This window comes from Paenibacillus sp. J22R3 (assembly GCF_056269305.1).
On sequence record NZ_JBWDNS010000005.1, the window covers coordinates 199,718 to 221,841 of the forward strand.

18 protein-coding genes and 1 tRNA gene are annotated in these 22,124 nt (G+C 51.1%); 7 read left to right on the forward strand and 12 right to left on the reverse strand.

Annotation, left to right across the window (positions count from 1 at the left end; translation table 11 throughout):
• Nucleotides 1-13 precede the first annotated feature (13 nt).
• Complete coding sequence (locus AC0YN4_RS22130) at nucleotides 14-325, forward strand: hypothetical protein (protein ID WP_475782644.1); 312 nt, start codon at nucleotides 14-16, stop codon at nucleotides 323-325.
• Nucleotides 326-423: 98 nt separating this feature from the next.
• On the forward strand, nucleotides 424-717 hold the full coding sequence (locus AC0YN4_RS22135; protein WP_475782645.1) for a transposase: 294 nt from the start codon (nucleotides 424-426) through the stop codon (nucleotides 715-717).
• A gap of 53 nt (nucleotides 718-770) precedes the next feature.
• Here the strand turns inward: AC0YN4_RS22135 and AC0YN4_RS22140 are convergent, their stop codons facing one another.
• Together AC0YN4_RS22140 and AC0YN4_RS22145 are read right to left on the reverse strand one after the other, a co-directional pair.
• Nucleotides 771-1,796 carry an FUSC family protein gene (locus AC0YN4_RS22140; protein ID WP_475782646.1) on the reverse strand — a complete coding sequence of 342 codons (1,026 nt, stop codon included), beginning with the start codon at nucleotides 1,794-1,796 and terminating at the stop codon, nucleotides 771-773.
• Nucleotides 1,793-2,929 (reverse strand): DNA alkylation repair protein, encoded by a 1,137-nt coding sequence (locus tag AC0YN4_RS22145; protein WP_475782647.1) that lies wholly within the window; start codon nucleotides 2,927-2,929, stop codon nucleotides 1,793-1,795. The genes AC0YN4_RS22140 and AC0YN4_RS22145 overlap by 4 nt, the downstream gene beginning before the upstream one ends.
• A 190-nt stretch (nucleotides 2,930-3,119) precedes the next feature.
• Between AC0YN4_RS22145 and AC0YN4_RS22150 the strand changes: the two genes are divergently transcribed.
• Nucleotides 3,120-4,139 carry a diacylglycerol/lipid kinase family protein gene (locus AC0YN4_RS22150; RefSeq protein WP_475836804.1) on the forward strand — a complete coding sequence of 340 codons (1,020 nt, stop codon included), beginning with the start codon at nucleotides 3,120-3,122 and terminating at the stop codon, nucleotides 4,137-4,139.
• A 44-nt stretch (nucleotides 4,140-4,183) separates the two neighbouring features.
• Here AC0YN4_RS22150 and AC0YN4_RS22155 read toward each other — a convergent pair whose 3' ends face one another.
• Nucleotides 4,184-5,989, reverse strand: coding sequence for an ATP-binding protein (locus tag AC0YN4_RS22155; RefSeq protein ID WP_475782649.1), 1,806 nt, complete (start codon nucleotides 5,987-5,989; stop codon nucleotides 4,184-4,186).
• 175 nt (nucleotides 5,990-6,164) lie between these two features.
• Here AC0YN4_RS22155 and mscL point away from each other — a divergent pair, with 175 nt between their 5' ends.
• The 3 genes from mscL (at nucleotide 6,165) to AC0YN4_RS22170 (ending at nucleotide 7,912) form a co-directional block, all read left to right on the forward strand.
• Nucleotides 6,165-6,671 (forward strand): large conductance mechanosensitive channel protein MscL, encoded by a 507-nt coding sequence (gene mscL / locus AC0YN4_RS22160; RefSeq protein ID WP_475782650.1) that lies wholly within the window; start codon nucleotides 6,165-6,167, stop codon nucleotides 6,669-6,671.
• Between the two features lie 4 nt (nucleotides 6,672-6,675).
• Nucleotides 6,676-7,335 (forward strand): NUDIX hydrolase, encoded by a 660-nt coding sequence (locus AC0YN4_RS22165; RefSeq protein ID WP_475782651.1) that lies wholly within the window; start codon nucleotides 6,676-6,678, stop codon nucleotides 7,333-7,335.
• A 259-nt stretch (nucleotides 7,336-7,594) separates the two neighbouring features.
• The gene (locus AC0YN4_RS22170; RefSeq protein ID WP_475782652.1) at nucleotides 7,595-7,912 is read left to right on the forward strand and encodes a hypothetical protein; all 318 of its coding nucleotides are present in this window, start codon (nucleotides 7,595-7,597) and stop codon (nucleotides 7,910-7,912) included.
• A 160-nt stretch (nucleotides 7,913-8,072) separates the two neighbouring features.
• Here AC0YN4_RS22170 and AC0YN4_RS22175 read toward each other — a convergent pair whose 3' ends face one another.
• From AC0YN4_RS22175 to AC0YN4_RS22205, 7 genes are all read right to left on the reverse strand, one after another.
• On the reverse strand, nucleotides 8,073-8,480 hold the full coding sequence (locus tag AC0YN4_RS22175) for a hypothetical protein (RefSeq protein WP_475782653.1): 408 nt from the start codon (nucleotides 8,478-8,480) through the stop codon (nucleotides 8,073-8,075).
• Nucleotides 8,481-8,772: 292 nt separating this feature from the next.
• Nucleotides 8,773-8,847, reverse strand: a tRNA-Thr gene (locus AC0YN4_RS22180).
• Between the two features lie 326 nt (nucleotides 8,848-9,173).
• Nucleotides 9,174-10,688, reverse strand: a complete 1,515-nt coding sequence (locus AC0YN4_RS22185; protein ID WP_475782654.1) for a sensor histidine kinase — start codon at nucleotides 10,686-10,688, stop codon at nucleotides 9,174-9,176.
• Nucleotides 10,689-11,261: 573 nt separating this feature from the next.
• Complete coding sequence (locus AC0YN4_RS22190) at nucleotides 11,262-12,620, reverse strand: putative bifunctional diguanylate cyclase/phosphodiesterase (RefSeq protein ID WP_475782927.1); 1,359 nt, start codon at nucleotides 12,618-12,620, stop codon at nucleotides 11,262-11,264.
• A 289-nt stretch (nucleotides 12,621-12,909) separates the two neighbouring features.
• Nucleotides 12,910-13,635 carry a response regulator transcription factor gene (locus AC0YN4_RS22195; RefSeq protein WP_475782655.1) on the reverse strand — a complete coding sequence of 242 codons (726 nt, stop codon included), beginning with the start codon at nucleotides 13,633-13,635 and terminating at the stop codon, nucleotides 12,910-12,912.
• A 97-nt stretch (nucleotides 13,636-13,732) separates the two neighbouring features.
• Complete coding sequence (locus AC0YN4_RS22200; RefSeq protein ID WP_475836805.1) at nucleotides 13,733-17,608, reverse strand: response regulator; 3,876 nt, start codon at nucleotides 17,606-17,608, stop codon at nucleotides 13,733-13,735.
• 116 nt (nucleotides 17,609-17,724) lie between these two features.
• A complete protein-coding gene (locus AC0YN4_RS22205) occupies nucleotides 17,725-17,964 on the reverse strand; it encodes a hypothetical protein (RefSeq protein ID WP_475782657.1) in 240 nt (79 codons plus the stop codon).
• 313 nt (nucleotides 17,965-18,277) lie between these two features.
• Here AC0YN4_RS22205 and AC0YN4_RS22210 point away from each other — a divergent pair, with 313 nt between their 5' ends.
• Nucleotides 18,278-19,159 (forward strand): helix-turn-helix domain-containing protein, encoded by an 882-nt coding sequence (locus AC0YN4_RS22210; protein ID WP_475782658.1) that lies wholly within the window; start codon nucleotides 18,278-18,280, stop codon nucleotides 19,157-19,159.
• A 413-nt stretch (nucleotides 19,160-19,572) separates the two neighbouring features.
• On the opposite strand, the gene AC0YN4_RS22215 is transcribed toward AC0YN4_RS22210, so the two are convergent.
• Nucleotides 19,573-21,021, reverse strand: a complete 1,449-nt coding sequence (locus tag AC0YN4_RS22215; RefSeq protein ID WP_475782659.1) for an HD-GYP domain-containing protein — start codon at nucleotides 21,019-21,021, stop codon at nucleotides 19,573-19,575.
• Between the two features lie 54 nt (nucleotides 21,022-21,075).
• On the reverse strand, nucleotides 21,076-21,966 hold the full coding sequence (locus AC0YN4_RS22220; RefSeq protein ID WP_475836806.1) for a multicopper oxidase family protein: 891 nt from the start codon (nucleotides 21,964-21,966) through the stop codon (nucleotides 21,076-21,078).
• Nucleotides 21,967-22,124 lie beyond the last annotated feature (158 nt).

Sequence of the window (22,124 nt, forward strand, 5' to 3'; positions counted from 1 at the left end):
GGAGGGTCCGCTTATGATGAATGTATTTGCGACCAGCATTGTATTGCTGATAGCAGGCGGACTTGTCGCAGCCATGGTTTTCATGATTCGTTTGTCGACGGATGATTCGGACAAACATCCGGAAATCAAACAATTCGTGACAGCCTTGTTCGGGGGTACCGCTTCCCCTGTTCAAGCTGATCCTGCCACCAGCGGGCAACAAGAGAGTGCTGCAGCTCGGGATGCCTTATCTGAAGAATCCTTCACCGAGCCTTGCCCGGCTTGCGGTGATCCCGTCACTCATCAGCATGTGGAGTGCCCTTCTTGCGGGCTTCGACTGATATAACCGCTATTCGCAAACGTTCTTCACAGTCCGATTCGCACATAGTTTCCCTCTCCCTGTGGCAAACTGTTAAGGATGCCATTCATCAGGAGGAGAGCGTTATGAGCGAAGAAAAAGGCCATTTTGAAATGGATCCCATGTCCGGTGAACCGGTTGAAGTAGACGGCGTATATAAGAATGAGTGGGGCCGGGAGGAGAAGCTGAAACGCGGCGATGTGTTCCCGGCTGATCCTGCGCTTGGCGCCACCGAATGGGAGCTCACGCAGCTCGATATCAACACGCATGAGACCGGCGAGACCGATCCCCGTCTCTACCCGCAGAAGGATGCCACCGCGCACGAGGCGCATCTTCAGCATCCGAAGCGACATCCTGCTCAACCGAATAAGCTGCAGTAATGAATAACGCCCCTGTATCCGGCGCCAAGCGCCGGTACAAGGGCGTTAAATCGTTATAGACTATCGCTGCGCTGCTGGACTTGGTCCGACACACGTTCTAATCGGCGCAAATGGTAAGCGTACTCCAGCATGGCCGATGCGACGAAGACAAGCCGCTTATGCTCGTCCGGGTCCTCGCGCATGTAATCGTTCAGCTGCTTAATGAGCCTCGCTTCACGTTCTTCCTCGGGCTCGATTGCAGCGCTCGGCTTCATTTTTCCCTCAATCTTCAGCAAGATCTGCTCGTGGTACTTGGTCAGCTCTTCAATCTGGCGATCGAATTGCTTCGCCCACGCTTCTGCTCCTGCAGCTGCAAAATAATGCTCTTCCACCACTTCCAGCAAATCGACGCCTTGATGCAGCGCCTTGATGAGATGCTTGGACAGAATCAATTGCCGTGCACGAATCTGCCTGCGCTGCGGCCTCAGTGAGCGCTCTTCTTCAAATAGCAGGTAAGCCTCATCGAGCTTGCGAAGCGTTCCTTGCAGCTTCTCTTTCTCCTTGCGATGCACGTCCTCGCGCATCTCGTTCGAAATCGCCATGCGCAGCAGCAATGATAATTGCGTATAGGCTTCCTGTACCTGGACGGTGAACAGCTTTCGCGGACGCGGGGGAATGACGAGAATGTTGACCGCGAAGGCGGCACCCATTCCTGTCAGTACCATGAGGAAACGTTCAACGGCAAACAGCCAGCCTCCCTGATTCGCTTCCATCACCGCTACTACAGTTACGAGCGTCAGCCCGATCGTATTCTCCATCCGGAGCTTAATACTGATCAGGATGACGATAATACAAACCAAGCCAACCGCAATCGGGGTATGCCCGAATAACCTGACGGCTGCGAGTGCCACTATGGCCCCCAGCACATTCGTTTGCAGCTGATCCACAATCTGCTGCCAAGAGCGTGAGATGGAGGGCTGAATCGTAAATATGGAAGCAACCGCCGCAATGATCGGGGAAGGGAACTCCAGCAGGCTGCTCAGATAGACCGCCAGCGCTACCGCGAGGCCTGTTTTCAACACGCGTGCGCCAATGGTCATTCCACTCTGCTCCCCTTCTTGAGCTCATCAACCGAACCATAGATCATGACTGCTGTTTCAGCAACGGGTTCGCCATTCACGACAAGCTCAAGCCTGTGCAGTCCCGGATAATGCTTACGTGTCGTTAAGTCTCTGAAGTCCAGCTTCTTCCCGCCGGCCAATCTTGTTCCAGGCGCTGTACGCTTGTCGCTCAGCAGGAACCGTTTCTGCGATACCTTGCCTCCAGCCTTCACATAGCAAACACCAAGCTCGATACGAAGCTTGATCGGTTCGTTTGTCGAATCGCTCAGTCGCATCGCGTAATTGACCTGAACGATACCGCCGATCTCGACATTATCCGGCATAACCTCGATTTCAGCGGCATCCACGCAGCTTTGCGCAGCCCCTTCCTCATAACCGAACAACGCCATAATCTCCGGATCGGCAGCTTTAATCAGCGTACGACAGCCATGACGAACAATCCAGTCTGTGAGTGTATGCTGTCCCTTCCAGCGCGCAGCGATTGCTTTTACCACACCAGGGTGATCTTTGGCGATATCGTTCAGATTGTTCGCGACACTCTTGCGTACATAGAGCGATGGATCGCATTTGAGCAGCTCCAGCAGCGGGAGGATCGGAGACGGATCACGCTTGAACATCGTGAGTGCCTGTCCCCACGGCAATCGCGGTCTGCAGCCTTCGCTGGCCAGACGTCGTAAATGCTCGTTATCGCTCTGTGCCCATTCCATCATTCGGGCCATCGTCCGCTCCGTCTCTTGTATTAGAAATTGCCGAATCGCAAATTCCGCCGACGATTGAATCGTAAACTTCTCCAGTGCACGCATGGAACGTTCCCAATCGGAAAGCCCATATCGCTCTACAAAATCGGGGAAGAATAAATAAGGAAATCCGGCACACCGCTCATGAATCGCAAGCAGCACATCCAGTGCCTCCGGGTAAGTTGCGGGCAATACAGCCCCTAATGATTCCGTAATGCGGCGAATTCGGCCCTTGAGCTCTAGCGCCTCCCAGCCTTCGCCTGTGACCAATGCAATGAAGCGTTCGCGCTCGAAGGCCGGCCACTCGGATGCGGTTAGCTCCGCAAATTGCCGCAGGAACGGCATGTCATACATCAATTTCAACGGTTCTGCCATCTCTCTGTTCTCGCCTCCTTTCGCTATTATACTTGAGTCTTCCGATTTTTTTGCAACACTCAAGTATTATACTTGAGTCTTCCGATTTTTTTGCAACACTCAAGTATTATAGCCGATTCTTCAGCAAAAAGAAGTTTTCAACCTGCTGATCCACCTTTATAATGAGCACATCAGAGGAGGCGTCAAGCACATGTGGATTTTTGCCGTAAATGACAAGTCCGGCGGCGGCCGGGGCAAGAAAGTATGGACGCTCGTGGAGGCTGAGCTGCAACGCCGCAAGCTCCCCTACCGAGCGATCATGGCACAAACGCCGGAAGAAGCATGCACGGAAATCCGCAAGCAGCTTGCCATATACACGGGCAGCACTACGGACTTGCCGGCCGATGTGCCTGCTTCCGCGAATAGCAACGATTCGTACGGCAGCCCCGCAGCGCGGTCGTCCGTTCAGGCCGTCATAGTGATCGGCGGAGACGGTACGATCCACAGCATATTGCCTGCTTTATATGAGAGCGGCGTGCCGCTTGGCATCATCCCTTCCGGTTCAGGCAATGACACTGCGCGCGCCTTCGAGATTCCTGCGGAGCCGATCGAAGCGCTCAATCGCATCCTCCGTTGCGAAAGCGCTTTACCGGTAGATCTCATCCTGCTGCGCAGCAGTGCTCCGGGCGAACAATCGACGATGCGCCCTGTTCTCACCGCTCTTGCCGTCGGCTTCGATGCCGCAATTGCCGCAGCCGTTAACCGTTCCGCCTATAAGAAAATATGCAACCTGTTCGGGGCCGGCTCCTTCGCCTATGTCATCGGTCTCTTTCAAATGCTAATGTCCTATCGCCCACGGCCGATTATTGTGACGGTAGACGGTGCGGCACACGAATTCGAACGCGGTTGGATGGCAGCCGTATGCAGCGTTCCGGCTTATGGCGGAGGCTTGCGCATTTGCCCGGATGCTTCGCCGACTGACGGCCTGCTGGACGTGTGCGTGATCCATACCTGCACCGCGCTGCAGATGCTGCGCGTCTTCCCTACGCTCCTAAGCGGCAAACACGTTCACCTTCCCTACGTGAAGATGCTGCGGGGCAAGGTTGTGAACGTCGCAGCCCAGCAGAGGACCGGCGAAGAGCCGATTGGGATATATGGTGACGGCGAACCTGCCGGTGCCACCCCCTTATACGCAGAAGCAGCCGGCAACCGCATTCGCTTACTGCGGTAACCGGCTGCCATTTTGCAGCTTATAGCTGGCGCATCATGACAAGTTCATGATGCGCTTTCGTCTTCTTGGCGCAGCCGGTGGATCGGCGTGACCTTATTCCAAACCTCAACGTCCGTAACCTCTGCCGGAATCTGATAAGGCAATATAATATCAAACGTTGTTCCATCACCCACAGAGCTTTTCACTTCGATGCTGCCTTGATGATTGTCTACGATTTTGTAAGTCACCATCAGCCCGAGACCCGTGCCCTTCTCCTTCGTCGTATAGAAAGGTTGACCAATCTTCGCGAGCTGATCCTGCGGAATACCGGGACCCCGATCCGCGATGCGCGCGATAATACGATTGCCTTCGCGCAAGCATGTCACTGTGATATGGCCGCCGTCCATCATGACCTCGATCGCGTTCTTGAGCACATTGATAAACACTTGCTTGAGCTGATTCTCAACGCCTCTTACCCACAGCGCTTCCTCGCCCATATTGGATTCAATCTCTATATTGTGCAGGATCGCCTGTGCTTCCAGCAGCGTAATCGTATCCGCCATAATGGAGCGGATATCCTTGTAAGCCAGTTCGTAAATCTGAGGCTTGGACAGCATCAGCAGCTCGCTCACGATCGATTCGATCCGATTCAATTCCGATTTCATAATGTCGTAGTAGTTCTTACTGTTGTTGCGCCCGGATGCGATGAGCTGCAGGAATCCCTTCAAGGAGGTGAGCGGGTTGCGGATTTCATGCGCGATCCCTGCCGCCAGCTGACCGGCTACATAGAGCTTCTCGGAATTAATGAGCAGCTCTTCGTTCTTCTTGCGCTCCGAGATGTCGCGGATAATGATTTGAAACACCGGTTTACCCGACAGCTTCGTACTCGTCTCAATGACTTCCGTATGCAGCGGTTTACCTTGCACCGTATACCAATCCAACTCTATCGGGCTCTGTCGAACCCGCTGCTTCGTCACTTGAAGCATTCTCTTCAGCACCGTATGAAACTTGGGCTGCAGAAATTGGTAGACCGGCTTGCCGAGCATATCGGCTTCGCTGTCCGCCGCGAACATTTGGAGTCCGGAACGATTAATATATTCCCATTTCTCATCATGAATGATGGCGATCATATCAATGGACGTTTCAACCAGCAGCTTATACCGTTCATTCATCGAGGTATAACGGCGGTCTACATAACGGGCTACCAAGCTGAACACAAAGATGACCAGCGTAGCCAGACCAAGTACAACAGAGAGCAACTGCATGTAATCATTCAGTCGATCTGCGGTAAGCACAACCGAATAGATCACGGTAACCGTTTCAAGCCCTAACAGCTGCATAATAATGCCGACGAATCCGAGCATCAGGCCCGCAATCAGCATGGAGCCGTTCTTCCGCTCGAAGATATAGAACGAACACGCCGTCCCGAAGAAGCTAAACAGAAACGAGAAGCATGCTAAATTGTAATGAATGCTGTAGCCTTCCACCTGCATGCTAAGCAGCGTGGAATAAATCAAAGAGCTCGTTCCGAGTGCCATCAGCAAGCTGCAGCCCAGTAAACGGACCGTATGCGGTAATCTGGAACCTAGCAGCCGGAAGGACCCGTAAGCGCTTGCCATTATGCTGAATAGTTTAACAATGATCGTCCAGTCAATGAGAATCATGGTGTCTGATGTCAATAATATGATGAAATGGCTCACCCACAACCCGAGACCATAAACAAGCGCACCGCTAAGCAGCCAATATTGCCGCATGACACGGAGCATTTGGAGGTGACCAATCATGCTGTACATCGTGATGGAGGCAAATAAATTGATTGTGAGTGCCAGCATCAACAGCATCCACTTATCGCCAATCATAAGTTCACTCATTACGATTCTCCGATAACGATAGATTTTGGGAAGTCTACTCGCTGTGGAATTCGACATTTTCCCAAATTATCCTTTTTTCTTCGCCAGGAAAGTGTAGGAATATCCTTCCTATGACATCTGGACTGTTCCTAAACTGGGAGGTGCGCTATAATATTGCAAGTAAAGGAGTGAACTTATGGTTAAAATTTTAAAAGAGTTTAGAGAGTTTGCCGTCCGCGGCAACGTGCTGGATTTAGCAGTCGGTGTTATCATCGGCGGCGCCTTCGGTAAAATCGTAACCTCACTGGTCAATGACATTATTATGCCTCCGATCAGTAAGCTGCTTGGCAATGTAAATTTGGTCGATCAGTTTTTGATCTTATCCAAGATTAAAGAGAATCAAGAGACGCCAACAACATTGGCCAACGCGCAAAAAGCATCCATTTCCGTCATTGCATACGGTAATTTCCTCAACGTAGTGCTCGACTTTACCATCGTCGCATTCTGTATCTTCCTAATGGTTAAAGGCGCTAATACCTTGCGACGAATCGGGCAGCCCGAGCCTGTAGTGGCGCCTGCTGAACCGACGGATAAGACTTGCCCTTACTGCTTGTCCAAGATCCCTATCAAAGCTACTCGCTGCGGCCATTGCACGTCTCATCTGACTGATGAGCCTGCTGAGCTGCAAGAAGGCTTGTCCTAATCCGATGACCACTCTTGGGCACTTATCTGGCTCTGAAGAGGAGCACTTCGACATTTACGACGAAGCCGGCATATGGCTCGGAACGGCGCCTCGCAGCGAAGTGCATGCGCGAGGTCTGTGGCATCACTCCATTCACTGCTGGCTGGTGCGGCGCGAAGGCACGCGCAAGCTGGTCCTGTTTCAGCAGCGGAGCTCGGACAAGGATACCTATCCGGGTTACTACGATATTACGGCGGCCGGTCATCTGGCGGCCGGCGAGTCGATGCGCGATGCTGCTCGCGAAATTGAAGAGGAGCTCGGCGCATCTATCCCGTTCGAGGCGCTAATTCCGCTTTGCGAAGCCCGTAAAGAAGCTTCGGGCTTCGCCAAGGGTGCAGCGTTTATCGACCGCGAGGTCAGCGAGGTGTTCGGTTTCGTTTATGACGCGCCGCTCGGGTCGCTGACCCTGCAAGCCGAAGAAGTGGCCGGGGTGTACGAAGCCGACCTCGAAGAGATGATTGCCCTGTTTGAAGGATCGCGGGATCTTGCAGAGGCGGCCGGTTTCCGGCTTGGCCCCGATCACCAGCAGCTCCCTTCGACGGTACAAGTGAAGGCGGCCGACTTTGTAACACGGCCTTCAAGCTATTATTCAGGCGTATTCCGCGCTTTGCTGCTCCATTTGTGAGCAGCAGGGCGGAACTGCGCCTTTTTTTGCCTCTTCTGGACGGACTCATTGTTGAGCTGACCTGCCCTCGGTTCCCTGTAGAAGCCGACTTCCGGGTCTGACTCGCCCCTCTGCCGCCTCCTACGTTCTGCCCCGCCAACTGTTCCCACCTCTTATAAAACTGATCAAGCATGCCATGTATTTGATAGAAATACGTGCTCTGAGGTGCCAGATCGAAATCATTCAGAAAGTCTTCGCCAAAAATTCTAGACGCCTCTTGATGAATGCATCCATGCAAATTCGAGCCCTCGATAAACAACCCGAGCTGATCCAGCGTGCTGAACGACTGCAAGTTATTCATAAGGCGCGCTTCGGCGTTTCTGTTGTAACAGCTGGTGTTGCGGATCGCCTCAGGCACACTTTGCCACGGCGCGACCAGCTGCGGGTCATACCCTTGTTGATAATACCACTGCAGCGCTTTATTGATAAAATAACGATGGAATTGCATAAACTTTGCACCATATCCCGCCGGCAGCTGCGAAGGATCATCGTGATGATTGGCATGGTGCCATTGCACATGCTCCTGCAGAAGTGCTGACGGAAAATTCTGAATAAACGGCATACCTGTCCCCTCCTATGCCAAACGTCCATTTCCAGTTAGTCTATGCCGGTGTCCCGGGAGGGGTTCATCACAAATAAGGGCTGCCTCACCGAAGTGAAGACAGCCCTTACAGAGGAAGACGGTTCGCCAATCAAATTTAGAAGTTGTTACAATTTCCCATCGATACGCAAATGTCGAATGTAATGCGGACGTCGCAGCAATTACCAAACACACATGAAATGCGTACACAAGCCATACGGCCTTGGTGGAAGAAACAGACAACGTTACAGTTGGAGCCGATCAACTCTTCAATGACTTTACGATTTCTGCAGCGGATAGCACGCACAAGCTTAGCAGCTGCTACCGGCGAACGAAGCTGACAGAACAAATCGGATAGATCCGCACCTGCCTCTTGGATACCTTCAACAGCGCCATCACGTTGATTACAACAATGGCTGCCGCTTCTGTTTCCCATCACTTGCTCGTTGGAAACACGCGCACCGCGAGATTTGCGGGATTTTGAAGCCACCTTTTGAACACTCTTCACTTTCAATTTAATTGACACCTGATTTCCTCCTTTCAAACGAACTACAATACACTATGAAAGGAGCGGTGTTCTAGTATAAGACAAGATTCCCGCAGCAAACGCATAACCTGAAAGCCGCTGTTTCTGCGTAGTCGATCGCCTTCCCCTCTATCAGCCTACCTCTTATAGCCGATTTGGTGTCATGACGGTATAATGGCCTGCTATTCCAAGCGATTGGATGCCTATATGAACAGCAATTCTATGACTATCCGAACATCAAAATAAGCGCAGCCTCCGAAACCTCGGAAACCACGCCCTTATTGGATTGTTATGGTGCTGGTGAAGGGAATTGAACCCCCGGCCTACGCATTACGAGTGCGTTGCTCTGCCCCTGAGCTACACCAGCTTGACCTTACTTTTGCTGCACATAACGGCTACTTTTTTCAATATACTGCAACGCTTTCTCAGCGTCAATCCTCTTAATAGCATCTATCTAGGACTGCTGCGAGTCTCCTATTGAGCAAGAATCCCCCGTGATTAATCACGGGGGATTCGCCTAATTCGCATCCACCCGTCTATTAGCTACCTAACCCCACAGCCTACTGCGACGTCAGAGGCAACTGGTTGTGAGGTTAGAGGCGGCCACCTGCGAGGTCAGAGTTAGTTTGGTCCGAGGCCAGAGGCCGCTCGCGCCACTCGTCAGGAACACGCCATCACATCACAGCGCAACGTCTACTCCTGCGCCACCGTCGGCACGCCATACGGCATAACCGGCAGCCGCAGCGTGAACTTGCTGCCCTCGCCCTTTCGACTCTCGAGCGACAACGTGCCGCCAAGCAGCCGGGCTAGCTGCAGGCTGATCGACAGGCCAAGCCCTGTCCCGCCATAATTGCGGTTAATGGAGCCGTCTTCCTGCTGGAACGCCTCAAAGATTAACTGCTGCTTCTCCGCCTCGATGCCGATGCCGGAATCGATGATGGAGAACAAAATTCGCTGCGGCGACACCATTCGCACGGCCGGGCGGCCCCACGACACCGGATTCCAGTTCCGAAGCGTCCGTTTCTTCAGCGCTGACGGCTCGATCGGCACGCCTCCCTCAACTTTGACAACGAGCTTAACAGAGCCCGATTCAGTAAATTTGAAGGCATTGACCAGCAAGTTTCGCAAGATCTGATTGACCCGCAGCGCATCGGATTGCATAGCCTCCGGTACAGCCGGGGAAATTTCGGTTTCAAAGAGCAGCTTCTTCTGTCCTGCGACTGGGAGAAACTGCTGATGCAGCGTTTGGACAAGCTCCTCGATCGACAGCGGCTCGATGTTGACGTCCATCTTCCCGGCTTCCACCTTGGAGAGATCGAGAATGTCATTGATCAGCTGCAGCAGATCGTTTCCTGCCCCGTTAATCAGCTCCGCATATCGGACATCCTCAGCACTATACCGACCCGTATCCTCTTCCTGCATTAACTGAGACAGCAGAATAATACTGTTCAGCGGCGTCTTCAACTCATGCGACATGTTTGCAAGAAACTCGGATTTGTATTTGCTCGCCAGCATCAGCTCGCGAGCCTTCTCTTCCACATCACGCTTAGCCTCCCGCAGCTCACGCGTCTGTCTGCGCAGCAGCATATTCATGGTTCGCAGCTCGTCAACGCGCTGCTGCTCCTTCTGGAAATCACGAATGATAAAGATTAGCAGCGCACATAACAAGAGCCGCAGCGGCAGCGCGTAGATGCCAAACTCCTGCCAATACGTACGCACACTCATAAGATCCAGATGGAGCAAGGTCAGGGTCACAATTAAAGCATACACGACATTTACTACAAGTAAGGTGGCTGTACTTTTCCAGATGAATCGCCACGGCTTCCATTTCAACCAATTGCTTAGCCAAGCACTGACGAGACCCACGATAACCATGTTTAAGAATCCTGCTATGGCCGCTTCATCGAAGTCGAGAAATAGCCGTCCGAAGCCGATACCCACGCCGATCAGAGCGATGACATAAGGGGATGGAAAGACGAGCACAGCAATAATGAGCGGCGCTATGCGCAGATCAAGCAGGTGCAAATCGCCCATCCGCGGCCCGAATGCCATCGCACACCAACCGCCGACTATGAACATCGCTATAGTCAGACCGTATTTGACACGATTCGACGCATATTGAAAAAGGTATCTGTACCCCAAATCAAACAAATAAGCAAGAGCGATGAGCAAACTGATATTGGCGAACAATGCTTTTGCATTAGTCAAAACGTGATCCCCCTGCCTTCCGATTGTTGGTTATTACCCTATATTTGGTGGAATGACACACGGGTGGATTAATATTGTACCACTTCGCAAATAATACCATTACCCCCCTGCTCAAATTGCCGAATTTTGTTGTAATTTGTTAGAAAAGGTTAAGTAAATCAAACAAAAGTCTCATTTCGATTTTATAAGTGACTAAAAGATTTTGTATACAATGTGGTTATTAAAGTAAACGGAGGCGCATTCCCAATGACAAAGGTCATTACCTTCAAAAATCGTTCCGTACCAGTCCACTACCCATCCGAGCAACTATCCTACATGGAGCTCCTGCACAATAAATTGTTGGAAATGGAATTCAACTTTGATTTCCGTAAGAAGTGGAAACGTATCAAGTCCGTTGAAATGATTCGTGACGTCGCTATTTTACAATACAGTGACGGTACAAAGCTATATCTGGAAGTGTGCTAACGGAATCCCCCTCCGCCTTGCATACACCGCAACGAAAAAGGCAGTCCGCAAGTTGGCGTACATTCGATGTGTCGAATGTGCGCTCGTGCAGACTGCCCTTTTATTTGATTACACGGACTGAAGCTGAAGGAGATGCGTACCGATGGCTTCTTCTTGCATCGGCATGCCGAGCAGGTACCCTTGATAGAAGTCGCAGCCCCATTGCTTCAACAGCTCCAGCTGTCCCTCGTACTCTACGCCTTCTGCGACCACCTCAAGACCAAGCTCATGCATAAGTGCGATTAATGCCTTCACAATCGCACTATCCGCGTCCTGGTCGCAAATATGCCTGATATACGAGGTTTCCAGCTTCAGCGTATGGAGCGGCAGAATCCTTAAATAAGTCAATGACGCATAACCGATACCGAAGTCATCCAGTGAAATGCGAATGCCTAAATCACTTAGCTGCTTCAGAACCGCGCACGCCTTCTCACCACAATCGATCATGCTTTTCTCGGTAATTTCGATTTCCAAGCCTTCTGCCGACGTCGCTGTTTCTTCCAGTATGCGCTGCAAAGATTGGACGAACTCCGGCAGAACAAGCTGGTTCGGCGATAGATTAACAGATATGATCATGTTCGCCAGCCCTCTGGCGCCGGTCCTGTTCAGCATCCCGCAAGCTTCACGGATGACCCACTCGCCGATTTCCACAATTTGACCGCTCTGCTCAGCAAGCGGAACAAATTCCTCCGGCAAGAGTAAGCCGAGCTGTGGGTGCTGCCAGCGCAGAAGCGCCTCAAAGCCTCTCAACCGCCCATTCACCTCGTATAGAGGTTGATAATAGAGCGACAGCTCCTCGCTCTGCAGAACGTTGCGCAGCGCGATTCTGATGGCTTCTGTCCGAAGAATCTGTGCAGCACCGTCTTCCGCATATACAACAACCTGGTTGCCGCCTGCTGCCTTCGCTTGCTGAAGTGCAGTTTCAGCATGACGAACGATCCGCTCTGCCGTCTCACCGTCTGCTGGATAGCTGCTTACACCGATACTGCATAAAGGCTGCAAATTCTGTCCGCGGACCTCCAGCCAATCCTCTGCGGTCTTCTTCAGCTCTTCGATGAGCTTGTTCGATTCTATAGGCGCATCGTCCATTTTCACAAGTCGGAATAAGAGGAATGTATTGCCGCTAAACCGGAATACCGAACCTGACCAATGCGTAAGCTCGCACAGTCGATTGGCCATCTGACGAAGTGCCTCGTCGCCGAATGCAGTTCCTCTGGTTTCATTGATGAGATAAAAGCGATCCATATCTACTAGCGCTGTAAGCACGCCTCTATTGCAGCTTCTTGCCAAGGAAACCGCTCTTGCAAGCATCGCAAACGCAGCCTTCCGCCCCGGCAAGCCTGTTAGTGAATCATATACCTGATCAGCAGGCACATTCCCACGACGCTGCGAAGCAGCCCGCTGAGAGAATGGATCCCTGACTTCCATCACCAATCACCGATCCTTTCGACCTAACCCCAACATAGCTACACTAGGTCAATTATCACATAAAAGCAGTAGGAATAAAGTAGGTATGTAAGGTTCCTGCATTAATTTTAGCTAAAAAAATGCGTAAAAAAGCTCTCTGCCGCATAAGTTTCGTGCCCCGGCACAGAGCTTCTGTTATTTCTGTCATTTTATGGTTTGTTTCATGAAAAAAGCAGCGCTTCAAAGATGCGCTGCTTTCGATCCGCTTTCATGCAAAGCAGCGCAATACTATCGCGCCGCATTTGCATGATCAATATACCGATTCCACCTCAGTAACATACTTATACCCGACTCCCCAGACGGTGCGGATATAGTGCGGCTCCTTCGGGTTCTTCTCTAGTTTGCGTCGTAGATTCACGATATGTACATCGATTGCTCGATCCGTAACAAAGGAGTCAAACCCTCGAATCGCATTAATTAGGTCTTCTCGGCTGAATACTTTACCGGGATGTGTAAGAAACAGCTTCATCAGTTCAAACTCGGAGAAGGTCGTTTCGACAAGCGTTCCGCGCACAAGCAGCAATCGCCGCTCCGAATCCAGCCTGATTGTCGTCTCGGCTTTCTCGTTGTCGTTCTCTGCTTGAAGGGCGCCTTCAGCGACCGACGTTTGCATCAGCTTCGCTCTGCGAATAAGCGCTTCTACACGGGCACTCAGCTCGTGCATGGAGAAGGGTTTGCATAAGTAATCGTCCGCGCCCGCACGCAGAGCTTGGACACGCTCAGATACTTCAGACTTCATAGATACAATCATAATGGGAACCGAGGAGTGCTGGCGTATTTGGAGGCACAGCTCTGTACCATCCCAGTCAGGTAGCATGAGATCGAGTAGAACGACATCCGGTTCGAACTGTTCCAGCAGCTTCAATCCTTGCCCGCCGGTAGCAGCCTGTTTAATTTCGTAGCCCTCTTCAGACATGTACATGGACAGCATATCGCTCATCATCACATCATCTTCGATAACCAGTATTTTGTACATGTTTCTCACCTCATGAAGGGATTCATGAATCGACTAATCTTCTTACTACTAATATACAATAGGAAGATCAACCCAACAATAGATTGTTAGAAATTTGTTAGGATATATTGTCGAATTCTGTCAACTCTGACAAATGAGAAATAAGTTCTTTCAGAACCTCATTCACTTCCGCTGCGGCTGTATACACCGCGTCAATTTCCAGCCATTCTTCCGACGCCTTTAGCAGTTGCTCCAGATCCTGCGCGGTTCTGGCCAGCTTGACTGCAGACAAATTACCCGCAACCCCTTTGAGCGTATGTGCCATCCGGCGAGCCAGTGCAAAATCCCCGTTCGTCAGCGCTTCATGCAGCCGCTCATCAAAACTTACGTAATCCTTCACAAACAGCTTTAACATATGGTTCAAAATATCTCGCTTCCCATTCACCCGCTGCAGCGCCGCTTCCAGTTGCAAGCCGGGTATCCCCTTGTGCAGCCATTCGTCATCCAGCGATTGAACAGGCACATAGACAGCGCCTACGGCATCACGTTCTCTGGACTTCGTCTTGGCCGGCTCGACACGCAGTTCCCCTCCGTAACGAATCCACTTCGATATGATCTGCAGCAGTGTACTCGGAGAAATCGGCTTCGTCAGTACATCATTCATGCCCAGCTGCATATACCGATCATGGTCCTCCTGCATAATATTCGCCGTAAGTGCCACGATAGGCAGCCGATCATACTTCGAGTCTAGGCGAATAATTCGCGCTGCCTCATCGCCGTCCATCTCCGGCATATGGATGTCCATAAGAATGAGATCATAACGTCGTGTGGTTAGTTTCCGAAGTACTTCGGTGCCGGTCTCCGCCACATCCACGGTAAAACCCCATTCGCGCAGATGTTCCACGGCAACCAATTGATTGATATCGTTATCCTCAGCAAGCAGAATAGCGCCGCTTGGCCGTTTCGGCTTCTCTATAGCGGCAACAGCCACTTCGGCATTAGCCTCCGTCACAACCCGCTCCGTACGCTCACACAACGTCAATAACGATTGATAGAGACTGACCCGAGTGGCCGGCTTCACCAGAATCGCATCCGGACGTTTCTCCTCCGGCAGCTTCAGCAGCTCCTCGCGTCCGTAGGCTGTCGTCAGCGCAATCGTTTTAACCCCGGCATCCCTCGCCGTTTCATGCATATCATGCCAGGTCTCTTCCCCGTACATATCAGACATTTCAAAGTCGAGCAGCAGCGCGAATGGCCGTACACCTATGCCAGACCGAAGCAGCCTCTCTTGGGCTGTTTTCCATGAAGTGAGCGCAATTGGCGTCAATCCACTATCTTCGAGTCCAATGCAAAGCCGCTGACTAAGCAGCTCGTAATCCTCGACGACCCAGACGGAGTACTCTTCGCCTTGTCCCAGCACGAATCGGCCCTGCTGCCGTTCCTCCGCTATTGGAAGCTCAATCGTAAAGGTAAACTGACTGCCTTTGCCGATCTCGCTCTTCACTTGAATGGTGCCGCCCATCAGTTCGACTAGTCGCTTCACAATGACCAGCCCAAGACCTGTTCCGCCGTATTTACGATTCGTGGCAGCATCCGCTTGGACAAACGGCTTAAACAGCTTGGACAGCTGCTCTTCCGTCATGCCGATTCCGGTGTCCTCCACAAGGAAAGCAAGCCGCACATTCTTCTCTAAGCGCCCTCGCGATTGCAATTGGACCTGCAGCTTGACATGCCCGTGCTCCGTAAACTTAATCGCATTCACACATAGATTCAGCAGTACCTGCTCAATTCGCAGCCAGTCTCCGATCAATTGCTCCGGCAAATCATTCGGTGTATCAATAATAAATTGGAAGCGTTCCTTGCCGCCTACGAACATACTGAGCAGCTCGGTCAGCTTATGGATCATACTGTAAGGATCAAACGGCATTTCGTTCAGCTCGATTTTACCGGCCTCGACTTTAGCAAAGTCCAAAATATCGTTAATAATCGAGAGCAGCGCTTCGGAGGAATCTCGCGTCTTATGGAGATAATCCAGCTGCAGCGAAGTCAGCTCCGTCTTCTGCATCAGCCCGGTCAGACCGATGATACCGGCCAGCGGAGTTCTGATCTCATGGCTGATTTGCGCCAAGAAGTGGCTCTTGGCCAAGTTGGCACTTTCCGCCTCGCGCCTTGCATGCTCAAGCTCGAACTGCACCCGTTTATGCTCCGAGATATCACGGGCAATACAGGAATAGAAGGTTTCGCCAGTCTCATCATCACGGTGAACGACAAGGATCTTGGAAACCGGAATAAACTCCCCTTGAACCGTCCGCAGCAGCACCTCGTCCTCTTGGTAGCCGTAGGCTTGGGCATCCTCGATTCCTTGCAGCAGCTCGCCGATGGTGCGCATCGGCATTTCATCATTGTCATTATAGGATTTATGTATGCCAAGAAGCGCTCGACCCGCCGCATTAATGTAGAGCAGACGGCCTTGATCATCGAACATCGCGATAAGGTCCTTCGCAGCCCCCATAACCTTGAACTGTCTGTTGCGCGCCTTCTCTGCTTGCTTCTGCATCGTAATATCACGGGCAATCGCAGCTACACCGATAAAACGGCCCTCTCGGTCCCTCATCCCGTTCGAGCTGTGCGCAACCGGGAAGCTCGTCCCATCCTTACGAAGATAGTTCCACTCCCGTTCATAGGAGAACCGTTCCGATCGAAGCATTTCGAATACCGTAAGATCTGCAGGAACCGGGTAGCCATGACGTATAGAAAGCCGTTCAGACTCCCGCTGAATATCCGACGGATCAATAAACAGCAGTCCCGTTGCTTTATTGATGACCTCTTCTGCTTTGTACCCCAGCATCAGCTCTGCCGCTTTACTGAAGTAAGTGACGCGATATTGATCATCCAGCACTATGAAGGCGAATTGATTCTGGTTGATCATCGCATCCATGCGGCCGAACATGCCGCTCAGCTGCACCTTCATTTCATTGACCGAATGCGACAGCTGCGAGATCTCATCGCCGCTGTCATCCAGTACGTTATTCACGTCAAATCGACCTGCAGCGGCCGCTTCCGTTACATTGATTACGCGTTTAATCCGTCTGATGATATGATCGGAGAACAAGAAGAACAGAATCGTCAGCATAGCCTCCGCAATAACAATAGAGAAAACAGAACGCCACTTAATCGCTTCCAGCGGCTGCCTAATTTCAGATAGGGATACGTTTAATCCAATATGCCAGGACGTACCTTTTACAGCGGAGAAGAACAAGATGGAGGAGCCGGATTGCCCATCCAGCTCAAAATAACCCTTATCATTAACGAGCATATCCAGCGCGGCCGGCTGGAATGGCAGCTCTTCGGACAGTATCGATTTCGAGGACAAGTCAAGCAGCCCGCTATCCTTGGGCGCTTCGATAATTTCTGCCTTATCGTTATACATGAATAATCTGTCGGTTGTCCCCACCCGAATATTCAAATGTTCGCTGTACATACGCTCGGCGAGCAAGGAGGCATAGATAATGCCGATGACCTCGTTGGTCGTGCCGTATACCGGAACTTGGATCACAATGATTTTGCTCTTCGTGCTGCCATTTGTCATCGGATCTGTCACGACGACCCGACCGCTCATAGCTATGGGAAAGGAGGGGTCATTAGCTAATTCGATGATTCTTCCGTCGCTGAGCAGCGCTTTGCCGCTTGGATCGGCATAACCGATCGTCTCAAACGGCGAACCCGTTCTGCGCGTCTCATTCCAGAAATAAGCTTCTCGCTCAAAATTCGCACCGAAACGGACTTGATCGGTTCGGCTCATCACTTCTACCTCTGCTCGGCGGGTATCGATCCATGACGACAAATTGTTTGCTGTATTTTGAACCTTCGTATTCGCCTTCTCGATTAGCGCTTCCATTATGGTATGCTGGGCTGCTGAGTAATTGCCGTAGCCGACTATCGTCAGCGCTCCTGAGGTCACAACGAGGATAAGGACAAGAACTTTGGTTCGCAATGAGAAACTTCCCAATCTAAGCCCTCCAGTAAGAAACAATGGTAGTAATTCCCCTATTATACCTTGAGAGGAAATAGCTTCATAGATCATGCTGGAGTTTCACGTTCGATATCGCCCTAGGAATTTGTTTGCATTTGCTCAACCTGCAAGCGATGAATGTAATAATGTTTGGAGCAATAGCCTTTACTGATCGACGATTTCTGGCATTTCACCCACTTGCACAGCGTGGGCTCTGCGGATTGACGGACCTTGGTCACGACCGGATCCCCGTGTCTGCGCCAGCGCTGATGATGCATGGAGCACATGCTCTTCGCCTTCACCGGTTTGTCACATTCATTAACGGTACAATTTTGCATACAAATTCGCCCTCTCGATGTAAATACAATGATGCAGCTCTATGTATTATTATGAGTGAAAATGCTTCATTTGGAAAGTTGCCAATCTTGCATTTTTGCTGGCAAATGTAGCATTGCACGATCCGCTTGGATGATAATCGGAAGACCGAATAATAAAAATATTCATAAATAATCATAATTACTTATAAATAATCAGTTGATAATTCAGTTTTGCGCTCTTATACTGTTCTATAAACGACGAATGGATTGCGTTTACATTCGATAGATTGTACATGCACTCAACAGCCAAAGCCGATTGCGAGGGATAGCCAAAGTGACACTATTGACCGCTATATTTCATACCATACGAACGCCATTAGCTGTTGTTGTAGGACGGGGTGACGACATACGGTTTAACAGAGCAAACAAGGCCTTCTCCAATCTTGTGGGCTGCTCTGAAGCAGAACTGGCAGGCTTGCCGCCAAGCAGACTGTTCTCAGCCTGGAACAATAACAATCTGCTCACCTCCATTAGTTCTGAAACTGTGCTGTTAGATCGGCCGAAACCCGATGAGCCGCAGCGACTGCTCCTCACCTGGGAAGCCGTGAAGGATACGGAAGAGCCAGCCTATCTGCTCACAGCCGAAGATATTACAGCCAAGACCTGGATCGACACGATGAGCAGCTCGAAGAAAGTGATGTTCTCCGGCATATTAAACGATCGTTATGTCATAGAGCGGTATTATCAACATGATTCTGCACCTCTGTTTGGCCGCCTCTTCCGTATTCAGCAAGAGTCTCTACATGTGTTCTTCAATAACCATGATCGCGACCGTCTGATCTATGCGCTTGAGCAAGCCTCTCTTCACAATCGAATGGACCGCATTGTCGTTCAAACCAAGCTGGCCGCCAATACCGCCCAGCTGGAGCTGCATATCACCTTCCGTCCATTCTACAGCGGCGATGGTGTACTGAAGCACTTCGGTTTCGTTGTGACCGATGTCCAGACGATTTCGGAGGCCGTCGACCCGTCGGTTACGTTAAAAGTGCTGATGGCGCGCAGTTATATGTCAGCTCAGCAGCTATCCATCGAAACCGGAATATCGCTGCAGACGATTTCGAAGCTTCGCAATGGCAAGATCGGCAAGCCGCAACGGCAGACCGCGATGCTCATTGCATCCAAGCTGAACGTGACGCCTCAAGATATTTGGCCGTAACCAAGATGCAGTTATCCTTATAATCACACAAAAGCGGAGATCCCAAGGATATCCGCTTTTCTATGTTTTGAGCTTCCGTCGTGGCACTTTAATTCCCCGATAATAGTAGGCTGAGTCGCTTCCCAACTCTAACGGTTGTGACAGTGGTTATTTGGCTTATATAGACCCATTTCATTTTCTAAGGGTTGCCAACGAGCTTATTTGAACATTTCCCACTGGGAATCGACCAATCTGGTGCAAATAACGTCTGTCACAACCGTTAGCTTTTTACAAAGGCATATTTCCACGTAATAGCCACGCTGACAACCGTTAAAGTTTTGTTCATCAAGTATAGACTACAATGAAGCAGCAGCCGAGACTTTCACGGGCAACATGAAAGAGGAGATCCCTCCTAGGATCTCCTCTTATTCGCATTATTGCGCTGCTTTATGTACGAGCTTCAAGCTGCGACTGTTCGCCGCGATCTCTTCGAAAAATTCCGCATCCGCAGCAGCCAAACGTCGCCAAGCTTTGACACAGGTAGGATCAAAGTGAGCTCCGCTGCCTTGAATGATAATATCCATCGCTTCCTCATGCGTCATCGCCTGGCGGTAAGAACGCGAAGAGGTTAGCGCATCATAGACGTCCGCGATCGCCGTTATACGAGCCAGCAGCGGAATACTCTCGCCGATCAGCCGATCCGGATACCCGGTTCCATCCCATTTCTCATGATGGGAACGGATAACCGACAGCTCGTCTTTCAGGAACCCGAGCCTCTTGCACATATCATAGCCGGAAACCGGATGACGTTCGATGACTAGCCGTTCTTCCGGCGTAAGCTTCCCTGCCTTGTTCAAGATCGCATCCGGCACCCTCAGCTTCCCGACGTCATGCACAACGCCGCCCTGCGCAATAGCGCGCAGCTGATGCTTGTTGAGTTCCATCTCCTCGCCAAGTCGAAGCGCATACAGCGCTACGCGATTGTTATGGCCTGCTGTATAGGCGTCGCGCGCCTCCGTTGCCATAATAAGCGCCTGAACGCTTGGCGTCTTGCAGGCTTCAAGCCAAGCACGCGGATCGGATTGAAACAATACTTTCAGCGAATTGCTGAAGGAGCCTTGCGAGAAGTACTGCCGAAGCAGTCCAACTAACATGATGACCATAGAGAACAATAACAATAGGTGATAGAGCCACCAGCTTAATTTCCAGGCCGTGCCCATGACGATGATATATTGAGCCGCGATAATGAGTCCGACACTATGAACAATCGCGCGCTGCAGCGGGAACCCGGCACTTCGGTACGATTGCCAATACCGATACATCGTCCACACACAGGTTATACAGGTGATCGACGCGGCGATCCATTTGTATGGGTCAATATTAAGCGGTATATTGTCTATGAGATGCGGCTGCTGCAGGGCGAGCAAGAAGACGAAGCCGAGCAGCACCAGCCAAGCCGGGATGAGCCACGTTCGCATTTTGGAAAGCTGCCTAATAATGAATCGATCGGTCGATACGGAAGACAAGAAAAGCCACACGGAGGTAACCAATACGCTAAGCTGTGCCAACACACTCGGCAAATGCCCGGCATGAATGATGAATCCGGGCGTAGTCAGTCCATGCAACACGAATATACCGGCTAGCGACACATACGCAAGCGACATGAATCCAACCTTAATATTCCGCAGACGATGTCCGGCAATACCAACAGCGATGGCAGCCACAATTGCCAGCGCAGCCACAAGCGTTACAATTTGAAAATGCCGCTCCGGCGCTTCTACAGAAATATCGAGTGTCTTCAAGGAGCGCAGCCCTTCAAACAATAAAATCGGCAGGAAGACGCCCAGAATCGGTCCGATGGCGGATTTTTCTTTCATCTGCATGGGTTTAAGCTCCTTCTCATAGTTCTGCCTCTCCAAGTAACGCAAACGCCAAATTCAGTCGCCGACTTGAATGGTCGTAAACATCCCGCCGGCAGGCAGCGTGAAATTATTCGAGGCATGATGCGGGATATGGCAATGAAACGGCCAGCGGCCCGGGTTCCATGCATCGAATTGAATATCACGTGTCTCACCCGGTGCCACGAATACGGTGCTCTTCCGAAGTCGGTTCCAAGGCGGTACCTCATTGCCGTCATAAGCGGTTTCCAGCATCTGCACGCCATGCAGATGCATGGGATGCCCTTGCATCCCCAAATTAGCCAGCCGGATTCGAACGCAGTCCCTCACCCGCACATGAAGCGGCGACGTATTCGGGAAGCAGCGTCCATTCATGGTAAAGAAATTGAATCCATCCGATAAGGGGTCAACGTGATAGATCCCCGGGTGGAGTTCACCTTTCGGAAGGCCGTTCAAATGAAACTCCTGAAGCATATAGGCAAAGTCTCTGGTGACTAATTTCTCCTGTCGATTCGCAATGATTAGCAACCCGCCAAGCCCCATCATTTCCTGCCGTATGGATTCATAATGGCTGTGATACATATGTGTGCCGGGCGGATTCACAATCTGAAATCGGTAATCTAACCCGTACCCCGGCTGAATGAGAGGTGAAGGCTCAAACGGCGGCACACCATCCATCGTATTAGGCACGTCAAGCCCATGCCAATGAACACTCGTCGGCTCCGGCAAGTTGTTGATGACTCGAATTTGAACGAAATCCCCCGGCTCCACTACGATGGTCGGCCCGGGAATCGAACCGTTATATCCATAGCCTTGCATAAATACTCCTGGCAGAAGCTCCTGCTGAACCACACCGGCGAACAATTCAAAGCATTTCACCCCACCAATCACACGATAGGGCAGCAGCGGCAAATCCGGCGATTCTACCAAACACATCTCCCCCTATTCATAAACAACGAAGTTTATGCCGGGAAGTGCTAGAATATGACTTCTTCCTGATAGGTCTAATATCCTTCTTTCAGAATATCGGTATTTCGACAATAAAATTGTAGTTTCGCAGATAATTCCCAGAGATTTCGCAGACATAA